22 protein-coding genes are annotated in these 18,428 nt (G+C 66.5%); 9 read left to right on the top strand and 13 right to left on the bottom strand.

Annotation, left to right across the window (positions count from 1 at the left end; genetic code table 11):
* Window positions 1-37: 37 nt before the first annotated feature.
* From ACWDUN_RS01740 to ACWDUN_RS01715, 6 genes are all read right to left on the bottom strand, one after another.
* The gene (locus tag ACWDUN_RS01740; protein WP_449923742.1) at window positions 38-1,360 is read right to left on the bottom strand and encodes a DUF222 domain-containing protein; all 1,323 of its coding nucleotides are present in this window, start codon (window positions 1,358-1,360) and stop codon (window positions 38-40) included.
* A gap of 300 nt (window positions 1,361-1,660) precedes the next feature.
* Window positions 1,661-1,975: a DUF3349 domain-containing protein gene (locus ACWDUN_RS01735; protein WP_449923739.1), complete on the bottom strand. Its 315-nt coding sequence runs from the start codon at window positions 1,973-1,975 to the stop codon at window positions 1,661-1,663.
* Window positions 1,975-2,961: an FAD binding domain-containing protein gene (locus ACWDUN_RS01730; RefSeq protein ID WP_449923736.1), complete on the bottom strand. Its 987-nt coding sequence runs from the start codon at window positions 2,959-2,961 to the stop codon at window positions 1,975-1,977. Before ACWDUN_RS01730 ends, ACWDUN_RS01735 begins: the two co-directional genes overlap by 1 nt.
* Window positions 2,958-3,467, bottom strand: coding sequence for a (2Fe-2S)-binding protein (locus ACWDUN_RS01725; RefSeq protein WP_449923733.1), 510 nt, complete (start codon window positions 3,465-3,467; stop codon window positions 2,958-2,960). Before ACWDUN_RS01725 ends, ACWDUN_RS01730 begins: the two co-directional genes overlap by 4 nt.
* Window positions 3,464-5,644 (bottom strand): xanthine dehydrogenase family protein molybdopterin-binding subunit, encoded by a 2,181-nt coding sequence (locus tag ACWDUN_RS01720; RefSeq protein ID WP_449923730.1) that lies wholly within the window; start codon window positions 5,642-5,644, stop codon window positions 3,464-3,466. The genes ACWDUN_RS01725 and ACWDUN_RS01720 overlap by 4 nt, the downstream gene beginning before the upstream one ends.
* A complete protein-coding gene (locus tag ACWDUN_RS01715; protein WP_449923727.1) occupies window positions 5,641-6,687 on the bottom strand; it encodes a cupin domain-containing protein in 1,047 nt (348 codons plus the stop codon). Before ACWDUN_RS01715 ends, ACWDUN_RS01720 begins: the two co-directional genes overlap by 4 nt.
* A 204-nt stretch (window positions 6,688-6,891) precedes the next feature.
* Here ACWDUN_RS01715 and ACWDUN_RS01710 point away from each other — a divergent pair, with 204 nt between their 5' ends.
* Window positions 6,892-7,545, top strand: coding sequence for a response regulator (locus ACWDUN_RS01710; RefSeq protein ID WP_449923724.1), 654 nt, complete (start codon window positions 6,892-6,894; stop codon window positions 7,543-7,545).
* Here the strand turns inward: ACWDUN_RS01710 and ACWDUN_RS01705 are convergent.
* On the bottom strand, window positions 7,542-7,889 hold the full coding sequence (locus ACWDUN_RS01705) for a response regulator (protein WP_449923722.1): 348 nt from the start codon (window positions 7,887-7,889) through the stop codon (window positions 7,542-7,544). The two genes, ACWDUN_RS01710 and ACWDUN_RS01705, sit on opposite strands and share 4 nt — an antisense overlap.
* 141 nt (window positions 7,890-8,030) lie before the next feature.
* Here ACWDUN_RS01705 and ACWDUN_RS01700 point away from each other — a divergent pair, with 141 nt between their 5' ends.
* Window positions 8,031-9,494, top strand: coding sequence for a GAF domain-containing sensor histidine kinase (locus tag ACWDUN_RS01700; RefSeq protein WP_449926148.1), 1,464 nt, complete (start codon window positions 8,031-8,033; stop codon window positions 9,492-9,494).
* On the opposite strand, the gene ACWDUN_RS01695 is transcribed toward ACWDUN_RS01700, so the two are convergent.
* The 3 genes from ACWDUN_RS01695 to ACWDUN_RS01685 all read right to left on the bottom strand — a co-directional run bounded on the left by ACWDUN_RS01695 (window position 9,484) and on the right by ACWDUN_RS01685 (window position 11,779).
* Window positions 9,484-9,657 (bottom strand): hypothetical protein, encoded by a 174-nt coding sequence (locus ACWDUN_RS01695; protein ID WP_449923720.1) that lies wholly within the window; start codon window positions 9,655-9,657, stop codon window positions 9,484-9,486. The two genes, ACWDUN_RS01700 and ACWDUN_RS01695, sit on opposite strands and share 11 nt — an antisense overlap.
* Window positions 9,658-9,823: 166 nt before the next feature.
* The gene (nrdF, locus tag ACWDUN_RS01690; RefSeq protein WP_449923717.1) at window positions 9,824-10,786 is read right to left on the bottom strand and encodes a class 1b ribonucleoside-diphosphate reductase subunit beta; all 963 of its coding nucleotides are present in this window, start codon (window positions 10,784-10,786) and stop codon (window positions 9,824-9,826) included.
* A 243-nt stretch (window positions 10,787-11,029) separates the two neighbouring features.
* Window positions 11,030-11,779, bottom strand: a complete 750-nt coding sequence (locus tag ACWDUN_RS01685; RefSeq protein WP_449923714.1) for a TetR/AcrR family transcriptional regulator — start codon at window positions 11,777-11,779, stop codon at window positions 11,030-11,032.
* A gap of 151 nt (window positions 11,780-11,930) precedes the next feature.
* On the opposite strand from ACWDUN_RS01685, the gene ACWDUN_RS01680 reads away from it, so the two are divergent.
* Genes ACWDUN_RS01680 through ACWDUN_RS01670 form a run of 3 tightly spaced genes read left to right on the top strand, consistent with a single transcriptional unit; the run spans window position 11,931 to window position 14,009 of the window.
* Window positions 11,931-13,115 (top strand): NAD(P)/FAD-dependent oxidoreductase, encoded by a 1,185-nt coding sequence (locus ACWDUN_RS01680; protein WP_449923711.1) that lies wholly within the window; start codon window positions 11,931-11,933, stop codon window positions 13,113-13,115.
* 29 nt (window positions 13,116-13,144) lie between these two features.
* Window positions 13,145-13,555 carry a VOC family protein gene (locus ACWDUN_RS01675; protein ID WP_449923708.1) on the top strand — a complete coding sequence of 137 codons (411 nt, stop codon included), beginning with the start codon at window positions 13,145-13,147 and terminating at the stop codon, window positions 13,553-13,555.
* 37 nt (window positions 13,556-13,592) lie between these two features.
* On the top strand, window positions 13,593-14,009 hold the full coding sequence (locus tag ACWDUN_RS01670; RefSeq protein WP_449923705.1) for a VOC family protein: 417 nt from the start codon (window positions 13,593-13,595) through the stop codon (window positions 14,007-14,009).
* A gap of 13 nt (window positions 14,010-14,022) precedes the next feature.
* Here ACWDUN_RS01670 and ACWDUN_RS01665 read toward each other — a convergent pair whose 3' ends face one another.
* Window positions 14,023-14,724 (bottom strand): LysR family substrate-binding domain-containing protein, encoded by a 702-nt coding sequence (locus ACWDUN_RS01665; RefSeq protein ID WP_449923702.1) that lies wholly within the window; start codon window positions 14,722-14,724, stop codon window positions 14,023-14,025.
* Window positions 14,725-14,752: 28 nt separating this feature from the next.
* Here ACWDUN_RS01665 and ACWDUN_RS01660 point away from each other — a divergent pair, with 28 nt between their 5' ends.
* Window positions 14,753-15,139 carry a DUF5997 family protein gene (locus ACWDUN_RS01660; RefSeq protein ID WP_449923699.1) on the top strand — a complete coding sequence of 129 codons (387 nt, stop codon included), beginning with the start codon at window positions 14,753-14,755 and terminating at the stop codon, window positions 15,137-15,139.
* Window positions 15,140-15,471: 332 nt separating this feature from the next.
* Entirely contained in the window at window positions 15,472-15,723 is a 252-nt protein-coding gene (locus tag ACWDUN_RS01655; protein ID WP_449923696.1) for a hypothetical protein, read from the top strand.
* 52 nt (window positions 15,724-15,775) lie between these two features.
* On the opposite strand, the gene ACWDUN_RS01650 is transcribed toward ACWDUN_RS01655, so the two are convergent.
* Together ACWDUN_RS01650 and ACWDUN_RS01645 are read right to left on the bottom strand one after the other, a co-directional pair.
* A complete protein-coding gene (locus ACWDUN_RS01650) occupies window positions 15,776-15,940 on the bottom strand; it encodes a hypothetical protein (protein ID WP_449923694.1) in 165 nt (54 codons plus the stop codon).
* Between the two features lie 39 nt (window positions 15,941-15,979).
* Entirely contained in the window at window positions 15,980-16,834 is an 855-nt protein-coding gene (locus ACWDUN_RS01645; protein WP_449923692.1) for a helix-turn-helix domain-containing protein, read from the bottom strand.
* A 181-nt stretch (window positions 16,835-17,015) separates the two neighbouring features.
* On the opposite strand from ACWDUN_RS01645, the gene ACWDUN_RS01640 reads away from it, so the two are divergent.
* Entirely contained in the window at window positions 17,016-17,345 is a 330-nt protein-coding gene (locus ACWDUN_RS01640; RefSeq protein WP_449923690.1) for a nuclear transport factor 2 family protein, read from the top strand.
* Between the two features lie 244 nt (window positions 17,346-17,589).
* On the top strand, window positions 17,590-18,339 hold the full coding sequence (locus ACWDUN_RS01635) for an SDR family oxidoreductase (RefSeq protein WP_449923687.1): 750 nt from the start codon (window positions 17,590-17,592) through the stop codon (window positions 18,337-18,339).
* Window positions 18,340-18,428: the final 89 nt, after the last annotated feature.

Raw genomic sequence — 18,428 nt, 5'->3', positions numbered from 1 at the left:
TCACTGTTCAGTTTTCAAGGTGCGCTGAATCTTTGGGTTATGCGGCGGCCGGTAGGTCGGTCATGGTGCGTCGGGCGTGCGACCGCAGGTGTGGTGGTTCGGGTCCGGTTGGGTCGTGTGGTGGGATGAACCAGGGGTGGCGATCGGGGCCGAGGTAGACCTGCCAGCCACCGTGGTGGATCTGGGTGTGGTGTAGTCGGCAGAGCAGCACACCGTTGTCCAGGCTTGTTTCGCCGCCGGCACCCCAGGGTCGGATGTGGTGGGCGTCGCACCATGACACCGGCCGGCCACACCCCGGATGCGCACAGCCCTTGTCGCGTATCCCCAACGCTTTACGGATCGCAGGAGTGAACAGCCGCTCGCTGCGCCCTAGATCGAGTGGGACCCCGGTATGGTCGACGATCACCGAGGTCAGCGTGGAGTCACAGGCGATCAGATCGGCGGTGGCGGTGCTGATCGGGCCACCGAAACCCAGGCTGTCGACTTCTTCGTCACCGGCCGCTGCGGCGTTCGGCCGGATCAGGGTGACGTGCGGCAGCACCCCGCCGGACATCGGTCGTGTCGACTGCGACAAGTATGTGCGCAAGATCTGCCCGATCGCGTCGCCGCGACGTGTGTTGATGGGGCGAGGGTCCGGGGAGCCGTCCGGCAAAGGGACGGGCCTACACAACGGATCCAGGGCGGCGCACAGCTCTTCCCCGGTACCCACATCCAGATCCAACGTGGCCTCGAATCGGCCCTCGCTGTTCTGAATCAGGGTCATCTCGTTGAGGCCGGTGTCCTCGGCCACCGGCACCGGTCTTTCCCCCACCGGTTGTGCCGCGGTCTTGTCGATGGCGATCGCCCGGGCCTTGGCGTCCACCTGACCCGGGGTGGTCTGGATCATCAACTTGGTCACCACCGCCGCGCGGTCTTCCTCGGACAGCTCGACGCGGCGCTCGATATGGGCCACGCCTTTACCGACCGCGTCGACGAACTCGATGCCCAACCCACCCAAACGTTGGGACCGCGTCAACGCCGGCAGACCGGGCGCCGCGCGTCCCACCCGTGCCGCGCGCTGCGCGGCACCCGGAGACATCCCCAGCGCTGTGAGCAGATCAGCCCCGCTGCGCAGACGTTTGCGCGCCGGCACCCCCAAACGCTCCGCCGCCGCCACCGCAGAAGCGATCACATGATCGAACAGATTGCGGGCCGTCACCGCCGCCGCCAGCACCGCCAACAGCGCCGCCTCGTCGATCACCTTCCGCGGACAGTCCAGCAGATGAAACAACGTCCGCCCGACGTCATCATCGGGTGGAGCAGACGGTGCGAGATCGTCGATCAGCACATCGATGAAAGAACTGAAATGGGTGGCGTCCATAACGGGACCCAACCTTTCGGACAAGGCCAAACACACACACTCGCCCCATAAGGGGCACCACGGCTCGACCAAACCCTCGTCAGGGTCGTCGAACCTTTTCGGCGACCGGTAGCCGCCGACACGGGCTCACCTGGAGAGTGGGAGCCACTTCGCTTCGAACTTATGTTCGAGTCTACGCCGAATCTGATCGCCATGCAACAGATTTCCGAGACGGGAATTGGTGGGGAAATTGTGTATCAGGACATCGGTGACACTTCGGGGTCCTCAACCGCCGGAAGCCTGCCCTTGCCGGGCCCCGAACTAGCGCAGATCCGCCAGCGGCCACCCGGCGGCGGCCAGTCGCGCCGCCACCCTGGCGGTGTTCTCCGGCCCCGGGTCGTGACGGGTGTACTCGGCGATGAACGTCTCGATGTCATCGCGGGTGATCGGATCATCGATATCGGCCGGCGCCGAGGCCTCCGCGATATTGCGGACCACCTCGCGCAGTTCGTCCTCGCTCAGCGGCGTGGCCCGCAGCAGCGCGAGCAGCGGTACCCGGTCGGGTCCGGGGACGCCGTCCGGATAGCCCGCGCGCAGCCACTTCACCACCGAGTTCACCATCGACGAGACGGTCATCAACCGAGTGTATCGGCGGCGCGACGCAACGCACGCACAATGCTGTTGCGGGCCAGCGCGATCTTGAATCCGTTCTGCGCCAGCGGCTCCGCGCCGACAAGGAGTTCGTCGGCCGCGGCACCGAATGCGGTCTCGGAGGCCGGGGATCCGATCAGTGCGGCCTCGGCCGCGGCCACCCGCCACGGTTTGGCTGCCACCCCGCCCAGTGCCACCGCCGCCGCGCTGATCCGGCCGTCGACAATGCCGATCCCTGCCGCCACCGACACCAACGCGAACGCATAACTGTGCCGATCACGGACTTTCAGATACCAGCTGTTCCGGGCGAGCGGCGACGTCGGCAGTTCGACACCGGTGATCAGCTCGCCGTGGCGCATCACGTTGTCGCGCTCGGGGTGGCGCCCCGGCAGCACGAAGAAGTCGGCGATGTCGATGCGGCGCGGCCCGTCCGGACCGATGGTGTGCACGCGGGCGTCGAGGGCGGCCAGCGCGACGGCCATGTCCGAGGGATGCACCGCCACGCATGACGTGTCGGCACCGAACAACGCATGTTCGCGATTGAAGCCGCCCTGCGCGGCGCACCCGCTGCCCGGTGCACGCTTGTTGCACTGACCGAACGCCGGATCCATGAAGTACGGACAGCGGGTGCGTTGCATGAGATTCCCGCCGACGGTGGCCATGTTGCGGATCTGCGTTGTGGCCCCGGACAGGGTGGCCTGGGACAGCATCGGATACTGCCGCCGGATCAGCCGGTCGTTGGCGACCGCGCTGTTGGTGGCGTTCGCACCGATCAACACACCGCCGTCGGCTGTGGCGGTCACGGCGCGCAGATCCAGACGCCCGATGTCGACGAGCGCATCGGGTGTCTCGACGCCCAGTTTCATCAGATCCAGCAGGTTGGTGCCTCCGGCGTAGTACCGGGCACCGGTCTGCGCCTGCCGCACCGCATCATCGACCGTCGTGGCGTGCCGAAAGGCAAACGTCTTCACGATGCACACTGTCTGATCGCGGCCAGCATGTTGGCGTAGGCCCCGCAGCGGCAGATGTTGCCGGCCATCCGCTCCCGGATCTCGTTGTCCGACAAGTCTTGCGGCCCCGACGCGACCGCGGTGCGACACTCTTCGAAGGACGCCGCGGACAGGTCGCCGCGGCGGTGTTCGCGCAGCAGCGCGCGCGCCGAGGTGATCTGCCCCGGCGTGCAGTACCCGCACTGGAATCCGTCATGCGCCACGAAAGCCTCTTGCACGGCGTCGAGCTCGTCACCACCCTCGATGGTGCCGACCTCGGCGCCGTCGATCGACACGGCCAATGTCAGACAGCTCAACACCCGCTCACCGTCCACCGTGACCGTGCACGCACCGCACAGGCCGTGATCACAGCCCTTTTTGGTGCCCGTCAGTCCCAGCCGTTCGCGCAGCAGGTCCAGTAGGGTGGACCGGACATCGACGTGCAACTTCGTCGGTGATCCGTTGACCGTCAATTGCAGTGGCGTCATGGTGTGCTCCTCAACAGTGACTCCACCGTGATCGGCAGATCGCGCAGCCGCTTTCCGGTGGCGTGGAAGATGGCGTTGGTGATCGCGGCGGGTACCCCGCAGGTTCCGATCTCGCCGATACCGCGGACGCCGACCGAATTCAGGCCGTAATCCGGGGTGTCGACGAAGCTGATGTCGAAATCCGGGACATCGGCGTGAGTGGGAAGGTAGTACTCGCCGATCAGTTGAGCGGTGCGCGGGTCGTAGGGCACCTGCTCCAGCAACGCCATACCGAGCCCGAAGGTGATCCCGCCCATGATCTGGTTGGTCGCCAGCTTCGGGTTGAGCACCCGCCCGCAGTCCATGACCGCGGTCCATCGCGTGACGGTGGCCCGGCCGATCTCCTCGTCGACCTCGACCTCGCAGAAGTGCGCACCGAAGGATTGCGAGGTCGAACCGGTCTCCTGCGCCCCGTCGGCGGTGACGGTGAAAGACAATGCTTCCGTCAGGCCCGGGGTGTCGCTCAGCAAGTCGCGTAGTTCGGCCGCGGATCGGACTGTCCGGCCGAGCCGCTGCCTCCACTGCTCGGCCGCCATATGCACCGCGGAGCCCACCGTCGCGGTGGTCTGCGAGGCACCACTGTAGGGCGCGTCGGGGAACAACGAGTCACCGGAGTCGAAGCTGACCGCGTCCGGCGGTAGGCCGGTGCCGTCGGCGGCGATCTGCGCCATCACGGTCCGCACCCCGGTACCGATCTCATGGGTGGCGGCGGCGAACCGGACATGGCCGTCGGCGGTGGTGGTGACCCCGCATCCGGCGGGCATCCGGCGGCCCGGGTAGCTGGCGGTGGCCATTCCCCAACCGACCTGGATACCGTTGCGGCGCATGGCGCGTGGTTCACCGAGGCGTTGTGCCCAGCCGAATCGCTGCGCGCCCAGGTGATAACAGTCGAGCAGGTGCTTGCCCGACCAGGGCCGGCCGCTGGGCTGGTCGACCTCGGGATCATTGGCGATCCGCAGCGCCACCGGGTCGGTTCCGGTGGCATAGGCCAACTCGTCCATCGCCACCTCCAGCGCGAACAGGCCCGGCGCCTCACCCGGTCCGCGCATGAAACACGGTGTGGGGCCGTTGATTCGCGCGACGGTGTGCGATACCGCCATCCGCGGTGATCGGTACAGGAACCGCGCCGACAGACCGACCGGCTCACAGAAGTGCGCCACGGTGGAGGTTTCGGTGACGGTGTGCTGTTCGGTGCTCAGCAGCGCACCGTCGCGCCCGGCGACCAGGGAGACCTGCTGCACCGTGCGGGGACGGTGCCCGGTCGAGGTGAACATCTGGTTGCGGGTCAGCACCAGCTTTACCGGACGGTCCACCACCTTGGCGGCAACCGCGCACAGGACCACGTGCATCCACAGGAAGTTCTTCGAGCCGAAGGCCCCGCCGACCAATGGTGACAGGATGTGCACCCGGTCCTCGGGGATGCCGAGATAAGCGGCCAGCGTTCGGCGTTCGCCGGTGATCCAGCGTGTGCTGTCGTGCACGGTGAGCGCATCATCGTCCCAGTGCGCAATGGTCGCGGCCAGTTCGATCGGATAGTGCGCATTGACCGGCGTCGTGAACCGGCTCGCGACCTTGATTCCCGCCGGCTCGTCATCGGCTCCCCTGCGGTCCTGTAACCGCTCGTCGGCGAGTTTGACGAAGTGGTCCGGGCGGTACCAGCCATGCCGGATCTGACCGTCCTTCGCATCGGGCGACACCGGCTCGGACATCACTTGTTCGGCACTCAGCTGGGCCGGTGCTTCGGTGTACTCGAATCTCATGAGCGCGGCGGCCGCGGTGGCTTCTTCGAGGCTCCCGGCCACCACCACCGCCAGGTGCTGGCCGACATGCTGCACCGTCAGGTCCGACAGCGGTGGGCGCCGTTCCATGGGCAGGTCCCAGGTCAGGTCGACCGGAAGGACGTGCAGTGTCGGGCAGTTCAGCGGGTTGAGCACGTGCAGCACACCGGGTGCCGCCGCAGCGCGGGCGGCGGCGGCCGCCATCGACTCGGCGGTGACGGCACCGTGGGCGATATCGCTTTGCACCAGCACCGCGTACGCGAGGCCAGACACCGCGACGTCTGCCGTGTAACGTGCTGCGCCGGTGACTTTTTCGCGGGCTTCGACACGGTCGACGGGCAGCCCGATCTGTGCACTCACGCGTCGATCGGGTTGCGTCGTGGCACGATCAGCGGGTCGCTCGTGGTCAACGGGAAGTCCGGTAGAGCATCGAGGTGTGTGTCGAAGGCAGCGGCCAGCACGTTGCGTGAATAAGCGCTCACCGATGCCCGGTAGCCGATATCGGCAGGAAACGGCTGGTCGAAGAAGATCAGGAAGTGCCACGGATCGCTGCCGGTGTTCTCGATGTGATGTGGGTAGGCCCGCGGGATGAAGTACAGATCACCGGCGGTCAGATTCCAGGTGTCCAGCGTGCCATCGGGATTCATGATCGTCATGCGAGCGTCGCCGTGCTGCACATAGCCCATCTCGGCGGTGACCGGATGCCAGTGCGGCTCGCGCATACCGTCCTCGGCGATGCGCAGCGAGTACATCGAGATGTCCTTCAGCGCCGGCCAGAACTGGTCGCGGGCGAAGCGCGCGTTGCCATAGGCGTAGGTCAGCCCGGCCGGTTGTCCCTCGATATCGAACCGATGCGGGTCCTTGAAGTACGCGCTCGGCGGGATGTCGGGATCACCGGCGCGCCCGGCGAGTTTGCGGTCTTCGGTGCCGCGCCGGATGGTGGACAGATCCGCGGCCGGCAGATCGTAGGTGTTGCCCAGCACTGCATCGGTGAAAGCGCCCATGGTGGCTCCGAATCCGAAGTCCTCGGGACGCTCGTGACGGAAAGCGATGATGAACTCGGCCGGCTGCTCCCCGATGTTCTCGATGTGATGCAGTGCGCCCGAGTCGATGTGGAACATCTGCCCGGCCGTCACGACGAAGCTGGAGAACCGGCTGCCGTTGTCCAGGACCGACACCAGCGCCGTGCCCGCCACGCAGTAGGTCAGCTCGTTGGCATTGGCGTGCCAGTGCGGGGTACGCATGGCACCCGGATTGAGCACCAGGCGCTTGATGGACAGCCGGCGCAGGATTCCGAAGTTGTCGGCCGTCACCCGCTGTATTGAACCGAACTCACTGAACTCGGCGTCCTCGCTGTCGAGCAGGGAGATCCGGTGTGCGCTGCGCGGCGGTGCGGTGGTCATGGCATGTCCTCCTCTGGTGTCTCGGTGTGCTCAGCTTCGTCGTCGGCGGTGTCGATGTCGTCGCTGCTGGCGGCCAATCGCGAGGAGGGGATCACGCACACCGGGTTACCGGTTAACCCCCAAATCGGCTCCGCGGACTGCCGTCGAGCGATACCGGGTGCGACAATGTCGCCGCGCCGAAGTGTTCGGCGGCGGAAGGACGGCATGAGCGATCTGCGAGTGGTCATCGCCGACGACGATGTGCTGCTGCGCGAGGGGCTGGCCAGCCTGCTGCAGCGGGAGGGTTTCGATGTCGCCGGGCAGGCCGGTGATGCCTCCGAATTGTTACGCCTCGTCGAGGATCACGATCCGCAACTCGTACTGGTCGACATCCGGATGCCGCCCGACCACAACGCCGAGGGACTGGACGCCGCCCGCGCGATCCGGGAGCGCTCCCCCGACACCGCCATCCTGGTGCTGTCGGCGCACGTCGACGTCGATCACGCCATGGAACTGCTCGCCGGTGGCCGCAGCATCGGTTATCTGCTCAAGAGCCGGGTGACCGATGTCTCCGACTTCGTCGACACGTTGCGCCGCATCGCCCACGGTGCCTCGGTGGTCGATCCGGCACTGGTTGCCGAGCTGGTGTCGGCACGGCGCCGCGATGACCCGTTGGCAGCGTTGAGCGCCCGCGAACGTGAGGTGCTGACCCTGATGGCCGAGGGGCTGTCCAATGCCGGCATCGGACGCCGGCTGTGGGTGACCGAGGGCACCGTCGAGAAACACGTGCGCAGCATCCTGACCAAACTGGACCTGCCGGAGACCGGCGACGACCACCGTCGCGTACGCGCGGTCATCATGTATCTCGAATCGCGCTAGCCGTTCAGCAGATCCCGGATCCGGTCCGGGGACAACGTCAGCTTCGGCAGGAATCCCAGGGCCGGGCTCGCCACGATCAGGTCGGCGAAGTCCTGCTCGTCATGGGTGGAGGTGAGGATCACCGCCACCCCGGTCAGCTGGTCGGCCACGTCGAACCCGCTGTCGGCGCCCAGGTCGACGTCCACCAGGGCGATATCGGGCTGCAGTTGCGCCGACAGCCGCAGCGCTTCTTCCGCATCGGCTGCGGTGCCGACGACTTCGAAACCACCGCGCTCCAGCATGCTGCGCGCGGCAGCACGGAACGCGGCGCTGTCGTCGACGATCAGGCAGCGTGCGGTACACATGACTCCACCATGTCAGGCCGCGCGGGCGATGACATTCCCGTTAACGGGAATCTTCGCCTCCGTCACCTCCGCTGGGTTTGCCGACCTCATACGATCATCCGCGTGAACTGGCGAACTCTGCCGAATCGGGCGCTGGCTCAGATGGTGCGCCCCACAGCGCGGCCACTGGGTGTGGGCATCGTCGTCGCGGCCGGCTTCCTGGCCCTGGAGTACGGGCTGGTGTCGGCACTGCGACTGGTCGCACCCGAGAACGCCTTCGGTGCGCTGCTGTTGCTGGGAGTGCTGGTGATCTCGGCCGGTTGGGACTTCCCGTTGGCCTTGGCGACCTCACTGGCCAGCGCCGGGGTCTACGTCTATCTGCACCTGGAGGGCCGCGACTCGCTCGCGCCGGCCTTGGCCGTCTTCCTGACGCTGGCGCTGCTGACCAATGTGCTCGTCGGACAGGCACGACTGCGGGCCGCGGAGGCCGAACAGCGACGGTCACAGGCCGATCAGTTGGCCGGCCAGCAGGCCGCGCTGCGCCGGGTCGCCACTCTGGTGGCCCGTTCGGCCGAGCTCGCCGAGGTGTATGCGGTGGCGGTCCGCGAACTGGCACACAGTCTGGATGTGGATCATGTGACGCTGGTGCGCTTCGACTCCGATGACAGCTGCGTGGTGGTCGCGGCCTACGATCTGGCGCACGTGTCGGGAATCGCGGTGGGTGAACGTTTCTCGTTGACGGGCGACAATCTCAGCGCCCGGATCCGGGCCGCCGGGGCGCCGGCCCGTATCGACGACTACGCCGACGCCGAGGGGCCGATCGCCGAGCGTCTGCGCGATCTTCGGGTGCGCTCGGGTGCGGGGGCGCCGTTGATCGTGGACGGCGCGGTTAGGGGTGCGTTGATCGTCGGATCGCGTGCCGCCGAGGCCATCTCACCGCAGTGCGAGGACCATATCGGGGATTTTGCGGATCTGGTGTCCACCGCGATCGCCAATGTCGAGACCCGGGCGGCGCTGACCGCTTCGCGCGCGCGGTTGGTCGCCGCCAGCGATGAGGCGCGTCGCGGATTCGAGCGGGATCTGCATGACGGGGCACAGCAGCGGATCGTGTCGCTGAGTCTGGAGTTGCGCGCCGTGGAGGCCTCGGCCGACGAGCCGCTGCGGACGGAGTTGTCGCGGGTGGTCGACGGGCTCGCGGAGTTGCACACCGACCTGCAAGAGCTGTCTCGGGGGATGCACCCGGCGGTGCTGTCCCGCGGCGGGCTGCGGCCGGCGCTGCGGGCGCTGGCCCGCCGCTCCCCCGTACCGGTGGAGTTGGACATCCGGGTCGACGGGCGGCTACCCGAATCGGTGGAGGTCGCCGCCTACTACGTGGTGGCGGAGGCGCTGACCAATGCCGCCAAGTACGCCGATGCCGACGTGGTGACGGTGTGTGCCGCCGTCGACGGAGATGTTCTGAAGTTGTCGGTGTCCGACGACGGGGTCGGCGGCGCGGTCGCCGGCGGTGGCTCGGGCCTGGTGGGGTTACGCGACCGCGTGGAGGCGCTGTCGGGCCAATTCGGGGTGAGCAGCGCGCCGGGTGAGGGCACCACCGTCACCGCGACCATCCCGGCGGTCAGCGGCTGAACGGCAGCACCCGGCACGGCACCGGCGCGGCCGTTTCGCGTGCCAGCTGTCCCAGGTAGGACGGGTGGCGACGCTGCGCCTCGCGCAGGGCGCGCAGGTTGCGCTGGGCGCGACGCGGGGTGAGCTCGACGACATTGCTATCGCTGATCGATGTCGCGGCCATGATGTCCTCCTTGAGCCGGCATTCAAACCGTCATCGTCCACATTGGGCTGCGAACCGATGAGGGACCTCAACGAAACCCGTGAACTTCGTGAGAATGCCCACCTGGAAGAACCGGCAAACGGAGCCGGCTATTTCTTGACCGCGATGTTATGACCGCCCGGGTCGACTAGAAGTCCCAGTCCTCATCCTCGGTGACGACGGCCTTGCCGATCACGTAGCTCGACCCCGAGCCGGAGAAGAAGTCATGGTTCTCGTCGGCGTTGGGGCTCAGCGCGGACAGGATCGCGGGGTTGACGTCGGTCTCGTCCTTGGGGAACAGCGCCTCGTAGCCCAGGTTCATCAGCGCCTTGTTGGCGTTGTAGCGCAGGAACTTCTTGACGTCCTCGGTGAGGCCGACGCCGTCATAGAGGTCCTGGGTGTACTCGACCTCGTTGTCGTAGAGCTCGAAGAGCAGCTCGTAGGTGTAGTCCTTGAGCTCGGTGCGCTTGGCGTCGTCGACGAGCGCCAGGCCGCGCTGATACTTGTAGCCGATGTAGTACCCGTGCACGGCCTCGTCGCGGATGATCAGCCGGATCATGTCGGCGGTGTTGGTCAGCTTGGCGCGGCTGGACCAGTACATCGGCAGGTAGAAGCCCGAGTAGAACAGGAAGCTCTCCAGCAGGGTGGAGGCCACCTTGCGCTTGAGCGGGTCGTCACCCTTGTAGAAGTCCATCACGATCTGCGCCTTGCGCTGCAGGTTCGGGTTCTCCTCCGACCAGCGGAACGCCTCGTCGATCTCGGCCGTCGAGCACAGCGTGGAGAAGATGTTGCTGTAGCTCTTGGCGTGCACCGACTCCATGAAGGCGATGTTGGTGTAGACGGCTTCCTCGTGCGGGGTGAGCGCGTCCGGGATGAGGCTCACCGCCCCGACGGTGCCCTGGATGGTGTCCAGCAGCGTCAGACCGGTGAACACCCGCATGGTGAGCTGCTTTTCGTGCTCGTTCAGGGTGCCCCAGGACGGGATGTCGTTGGACACCGGCACCTTCTCGGGAAGCCAGAAGTTGCCGGTCAGCCGCTCCCACACCTCGGCGTCCTTGTCGTCTTGCAGACGGTTCCAGTTGATGGCCGAGACGCGGTCGATCAGCTTCATTCCATCGGACACCTTGGACCCCAATTCACCTGGCTTCTTGTGACACTGCAGGGAGTTGTCCCGCAGCAACTCCAACACTACAACTGGTGGAAATAATCACCGCGCTCCACGAGATGTTGTGTTCTGGCGTGTCGCGCTCCACGCCCAGGTCGAGCTCCGCGAGATTGCGGTTATCTTGCGGAAGTTCGAGAGCCGGCGACGATAACGGCAATCTCGCGGCGATTTCGTGTCGGTTGCGCGGATCTAACCGACGGCGTGATCGGGCGCCTGCTGACGTCGCACCGCGTTGTGTACGGGCTGGTCAGGGTCGATCTCGACACCCATCAGTTCGGCGGTGCCGTTCACGGCGCCCATCATGATGGTGGTCATGTGCGCGACGAAATCGTCGGCCGGCATCCGGCGGGTGCCGTCCTCGTTGCCGCCGAGCCACCAGTCGGTGGCCGAGGCCGCGGTACCGAACAACGCGAACGCGGCGAGTTCGAAGACCTCGGGTTGCAAGTTCATGTCCTTGAGCTCACCGCTGACCATCTCGGCGATGGCCAAGGTGATGTCACGCCCGCGGTTGACGGTGGACATGGCCGCCGCCGACTGGTCGGCGAACCGACCCTGCAACAGGAATCGCACCACGTTCGGATGCTGGTCTACCAACTCGACGTAATGCGCCACGGCGCGGCCGATCACCTGACGCGCCGAGTCGGATTCGATGTTGATCGACGGGATGACGGCCGAATACAACATGTCGCGCATGCGCTCGCCGATCTGGGCGAACATGTCCGACTTGTCGGTGAAATGCCGGTAGATCTTCGGTTTCGCGGTGCCGGCCTCTTCGGCGATCTCACGCACGCTGACGTTGGGACCGAGCCGGTCGATGGCGCGGAACGCGGCCTCGACGATCTCGGCGCGCACCTTCTTCCGGTGCTCACGCCACCGCTCGCTACGCGCATCGACCTTCACGCCGGGTTGTCCCGGCAGCGGAATGGAGGGTCTGCGCACCCGTCCACTGTACCGGGCGCGGTCGCTGACCTGCTCGGACAGTCCCGCTCCGCGCGGCGACGCCGCTGAGGTGTCCATTTGCTCGCGCAGCGGGCGGCGAATGACGCGAGTAGCATCGCCATGTCATGCCCAAATTCATCGAGACGAGCGAATGACTGCCCGATACGACGTTGTGATCGCAGGTGGAGGCCCCTCCGGCGCCGCCGCCGCGTGGCAGGCCGCCCAGACCGGCGCCCGCGTGGTGGTGCTGGACAAGGCCGAATTCCCCCGCGCCAAGCCCTGCGGTGACGGTCTGACCGCCCGCGCCGTGAGCTACCTGCAGAAGATGGGCCTGGCCGACGAGGTTGCGACCTATCACCGGGTGAACAAGGTGACGGTGTACAGCCCGAGTGCCTGGGAGCTGTCGTTCCCGCGCCGCCCCGGGATGCCCGACCACGGGCACACGGTGGCCCGTGAGCACCTGGACACCGTGCTGCTCAAGCACGCCGAATCCGCCGGGGCCGAGATCCGCCAGGGCTCCGAGGTGGCCGGTCCGGAATTCGACGCCGACGGCCGCGTCGTCGGCGTGGTGCTCAAGAGCGGTGAGAAGGTGCTCGGCGATGCGGTCATCGCCGCCGACGGCGCTTACTCCCCCATCAAGCGCGCGCTGAAGATCGATTCGGAGTACAACGGCTATTCCGCGATCGCGATCCGCTCGGAGATGCATCTCAACCGACCCGACAACGACAGCCTCGACATATATCTGAAGCTGCTGTTCCAGGGTGATCAGCTGCCCGGCTACGGCTGGGTGTTCCCGATGGGCAACAACGTCTTCAACATCGGCCTGGGCTATGTGAACAGCTACAAGAACTGGCAGGCGATCAACGCCACCCAGTTCCTGGGCGATTTCCTGCGCACCTTGCCCGCCGAGTGGGAAGCCCCGCCGATCGAGGAGCTCAAGAAGAACAAGAGCGTGCGCGCCTGGCGATTGCCGATGGGCTTCACCGCCTGGCCGCCGTGGCGTCCCGGTGTGCTGTTCACCGGCGACTCGCTGGGCGCCGGCAAGCCGGCCTCGGGCGCGGGCATCTCCAAGGCGCTGGAGTCCGGGCTGGCCGCCGGTGAATGCGCGGTCGCCGCGTTGACCAACGGCGGTCCCGACGACTTCACCAACTACGCGCAGCGTATGGAAGCGGCGTGGGGCAAGGAGTACCGCCGCGGTCGCTACATGCACAAGTTGATCGGTTATCCGAAGCTGGCGGACGCGGGCATCAAGCTGATCGACAACGCCGCGTTCCGGGACCGGATGCTCAAGGCGCTCTACAAGAAGGCCCAGGGCCCGCAGCATTCGGTGAAGTAGATGTCGGTGGCCTGGGGTAGACCGAGGCCATGACATCTACGCAGCTGACCGCGTTCATCTGCTACCGCGAACCCGAGCGGGCACAGCGATGGATCTCCGAGGTCCTCGGGTTTCACGTCGTCCGCAGTTTCGCCGACGGCGGGCAGGTGCTGCATGTCGAGATGCGTCGCGGCCGCGCCGTGGTGTGCCTGCAGCACGACGACCGCGGCTACGACATACCGGCGCCCAACGGTGACTGCGTCGGCGCCGGCCTGTATGTGGTCGTCGAGGACGCCGCCGAGGTGGGCAGGATCCACTCCCGTGCCCTGGACGCCGGGACGGCGGTGCTGATCGCACCCGAGACGACCAAATGGGGCAACTTCCGGATCGAGCTGCTCGACCCGGAGGGCCGGCAGTGGTCGGTCGGCACGTATCTGCCGGGGCAGCCCGACGAGCGGTGAGGTCTGCACGTCGGTGGTGCTGGGTAACCTGCGCCACATGGAGCAACGCATCAGTCTGATCACCCTTGGTGTCGACGATCTCGACCGGGCCCGCGCGTTCTATGAGCAGGGCCTGGGCTGGGAGCCCAAGGCGGCTCCCGAGGGTGTGGTCTTCTATCAGCTGCCCGGGATCGCGCTGGCCCTGTTCGGCCGGGCAGATCTGGCCGCGGACGCGCAGCATCCGGTCGACGGCCGGTTCTCCGGCATCACCATCGCGATCAACCAACGCTCCGAGGCCGACGTCGACGCCGTCCTGGAGCAGGCGGCCGCGGCCGGCGCCACCATCCTCAAGCCGGCGCACAAGGTGTTCTGGGGTGGCTACTCGGGGTATTTCGCCGACCTGGACGGCCATGTCTGGGAGGTTGCACTCAACCCGGAGTGGACCATCAATGACGATGGCACGCTGACGATCTGATCTCGGAGCTCGGCTAGCGCTTACCCCGCTTGGCCGGCGGCCGCCCGACCTTCCCGGCGGCGGCGCGGGCGGCCTGTTTGGCCAACGTCTTTTCCCGGGCGGTGCGCTTGGGTACCGGTTCGGCCAGGCCCCGCGAGGAGCTGGATTTGCGACCGCGCACGATGCCGATGAACTCCTGAACCCGGTCGGACTGCTCGCCGTCGGGAAATGCCAATGCCACCGCACAGGTGGGTGCGCCGACGATCGGGCGGTAGCTGAGATCCTTGCGGTGGTGCAGCCGCGCCAAGGACTGGGGCACGATCAGCAACCCCACCCCGGCGGCGACGAGTTCGATTGCGTCCCTGGTGGTATCGGGCCGGTGTTGCACCGGCACACCGGCCGTCCAGTCGACGACGTCGTCCAGCGGAGCCAGCATCGGCTCCTCGGCGAGATCCGCGCCGGCGACCTCGTCGACGGCGGTGAGCAGGTGATCGGCGGGCACCACCACGACGGTCGTCTCCGCGTAGAGCCCGATGACGGCCAGCCCCGTCGCGTCGGTCGGCAGGCGCAGCAGGGCGATGTCGACGGTGCCCGCGCGCACCGCATCCGCGGCGTCGGCAGCCTCGACGGCGGTCAACCGTAACGGCACGTCGGGATGCCGCTGCGCCCAGGTCCGCGCCCATTTCGCCGGCGTCGCGCCGGGGACGTACCCGACGGTGAGCGAGGGCGCAATCACCGCACCAGGCTACCGATACGCTCTATCCATGAGTAGGCCGAACGCGCAGTCCATGAAGCCCGCCACCGCGGCGAAGAAGCTGGACGTGTACCTGCCCGCGACGCCCGCGGAGTTCCAGGGGAACGCGATCACCCGCGCCGAGCTGGCCGCGCTGCAGGAGGATCCGCCGCAGTGGCTCAAGGATCTCCGCAAGAACGGGCCACACCCGAAGAACCTCGTCGCGGCCAAGCTCGGCGTCTCGATCGCCGGGCTGGCGCGCGGCGGCGTCACCGACGCGCTGACCACCGAGCAGATCAACGCACTGTTGGCGGACAAGCCGGACTGGCTGGTCGCCGAGCGAGAGAGCTACCAGAACGTGTTGGCCGAGGAGCGACGCATCAAGGCCCAGCAGTCGGACCGCGCCAAGGACCGCTGAGGGCAACGGTCGTTGAAGGTGACACGCCACAGTTATTCGAAGGTCGCCGCGGGATTACGAAAGTGGCTGCGGCACGATCACGCTAGCGTTGACCGACGATGAATACCTCGACAACGAAGCCATCGATAGGGCCACGGGCGTTCGCCGCGGCGGCCTGCGCACTGATCCTCGCCCTGGGCACGACCGGTTGCGGCAACGACGCAACCGAACCGACGCCCACAACGTCGCCCAGCCAGGAGAAACCGGGTCCCGGTGCCCCGGCAACATCCGTCGTCCCGACTATGTCGCCGCGCCCCTCGAAGGACGCTTCGACACCCGATACCCAGCCCATGATGCCCAACCCCAATGGCGACGGAACCTGGGTGCCATGTGAGGGCACCATCTGCACCAACCCCAACCACGGCGCCGGACCTGACCCCGAAGACAACGGTGGCGCCGAAATGCCCAACCCCGACGGGGACGGCTCCGTCGTGCCATGCGAAGGCACCATCTGCACCAACCCCAACTACGGGGGCGGCGACGACCCGGATGCCGGACCACCGGAGCCCGGACAGACCGAATTCACCGGTCCCGACGACAACTGAGCACGTCGCCGGCGATCCGGCGAAAGTGCTTCTGCCGATGCTCCGACCGGGGCTATCGGTCGAACCTGTCACTGAGGCGATCGAAGAAGCGGTCGACGCGCTGCGCCAGTCGCGTGCCTTTGCCCCACTTCTCCCACGCGTAGATCGCGCCGAACAACGCGATGACGATCCCGAGTACCAGGGCCGTGACGAGGATGACCTCAGCCGTCGTCGACATCGCCGAGCATTCCCGCGGCACCGGGCGTTGTGCGGGTACTCATGTGCTGTCCCGATACGCCGTAGGGCTGACACCCACCCGCTGTTTGAAGGTGGTCGCGAAGTGGCTCGGGGTGGAGAATCCCACCGCCGAGGCGATCTCGGTGATGGTCGCCGAACTCGCCGACAACATCTCCCGAGCTCGCACGATGCGTTGCTCGATCAGATACTGATGTGGCGTCGTGCCGAAAGCCGCCGTGAACGCGGGCAGAAACGCACTCGGGGTCATGTCCACCAGATCGGCCAGCCGATTCAGGTCGATGCGATGATCCAGTTCGGCGAGCAGATAGTCGATGACGATCTGCTGGTCACCGGCCTTCAGGCTGCGATTGGCTTGCACAGGTCGCCGGCGTGCGCGGGGCGCGGCGTACAGATCGGCCAGGTGCATCTGCATCGTCTGGGCCAGCGACTGTCGGAACAGCTGCGCCGCGGCACCGCCCTGGTGCGACTGTCCGGCCAGACGCTCCACCAGACGATGCAGCAACATGTCCCGGTAGCCGACACGCGGTGTGACCTCGCGGCCACCGAAGACCGAGGTGGGAACGGCTATCTCGCAGAAGCCGACGGTCAGTCCCCGGACCAGCGCCGCATACCGCTGCTCGGCGGGAATGGCCCACACGTCGCCGACCCGAGGCAAGCACGAGCCCGACGGTCCACTTTCGAACTCGATCTCCATCGACTCAAGATCCCCACGGCGGTGTACGACGAAGACGTGGTGTGGTTCTTGGAAGCACCAGTCGGTGGGGTCGGTCACCCGCTCGGCGACGAACCGAAAATCCAACCCCTGGAGTTGCAGAGCGCGCGCTGCCACCACGGTGCGGGGGCTGCGATCTCGACGCCCGTCCCAGACGTGCATTCGTTCCTCGTTCTGCGCCATTCGAAAGTTCCCGGTTTCTCGAAGGTACCTGGCGATGAAGTCACGATAGCGTTTCCGCCGCAGGTCACAGGGAGGAACACCCGGCGGTCGCCGGCTCCGATGCCGCTTGACCCGCCGTGACCGGCGCGGATGAACCCACGAAGAACGGAAAATCCCAGCCATGTCTCAGGCGCTGACCCCCGAGATTCGGGCGCTGATCGACGCCGCCAACGCCGGCGACACCGACGCGTTCTTGGCGGCCTTCACACCACACCTGGGACTCGTCGACGACTGGGGACGCAGATTCGACGGCGCAGACGCCATCCGAGGTTGGAGCGATGCCGAGTTCATCGGGCGGAATGTGTCGTTGAACGTCGTTCACTTTTATGCGCTCGACGAGACCGAGGTGGTGGTCATCGCCAATGTCGGCGGCGACGGATTCAACGGCCCCAGCACATTCAGCTTTCGCGTCGCCGACAACAAGGTCACCGAAATGCGGATCACTGCGTAGCGGTGGAAGCCCTTCCCCGCCAGGCAAATCCCGATTCACCCAACCGTACGAGCGGGACTTTCCCTCGGGTACGGAATGGGAATGCCGCCATGTTGATCGCACCACCCCTGGCCCATGTGGCGCCTCGGTCGGTGCAATGCTATGAACCCCGGCGCGGGAACACCTTTCGATTTTGCCCGGCCACTTGCGAAATAGCCCGGCCCACTGGTCGACATCCCGGGATCACCGGCATACGTTGGCGCCCATGACCACACTCACCGGAAAGACAGCCATCGTCGCCGCCGGAGCAAAGAACCTCGGCGGACTCATCAGCCGAAGCCTCGCCGAACGTGGCGCGAATGTCGCTGTGCACTACAACAGTTCGAGCTCGGAAGCCGACGCGGATGCGACGGTGGCAGCCGTCGAGGAGACCGGCGCGCGGGCCATCAAAGTGCAGGGCGACCTCACCGTACCCACCAATGTGGAGCAGCTGTTCGAAGCGGCGATCGACGCCTTCGGCAGCGTCGACATCGCGATCAACACCGTGGGCAAGGTGCTGCGCAAACCCCTCACGGAGACCACCGAGGCCGAATATGACTCGATGTTCGACATCAACGCCAAAGCGGCGTACTTCTTTCTCCAGCAGGCAGGCCGACGGCTCAACGACAACGGGTCGGTGGTCACCATCGTGACCGCGCTGCTCGCCGCGTTCACCGACGGCTACTCCACCTACGCCGGAGCCAAGAGTCCCGTCGAGCACTTCACGCGCGCGGCCGCGAAGGAGTTCTCGCACCGGGACATCAACGTCAACAACGTCGCCCCGGGACCGATGGATACCCCATTCTTCTACGGTCAGGAAACCCCGGAGCGGGTCGAGTTCCACAAGTCCCAGGGGATGGGTGGCCGACTCACCCTCATCGAGGACATCGCCCCGCTGGTGGTGTTCCTGGCAGACGAGGGTCACTGGATCACCGGACAGACCATCTTCGCCAACGGCGGTTACACCACCCGGTGACTCGTGCGCCGGCGGCGTGCCACGAGAACACGGGACGAAAACAGTGGAATTTCCAGTCCAAGCCGGCACCTACTTTGCCACTACCTGAT

The organism is Mycobacterium sp. NPDC003323, assembly GCF_053589535.1.
The sequence above is the reverse complement of the archived record's forward strand: the minus strand, read 5'-3'. Positions and strand labels throughout refer to the sequence as shown.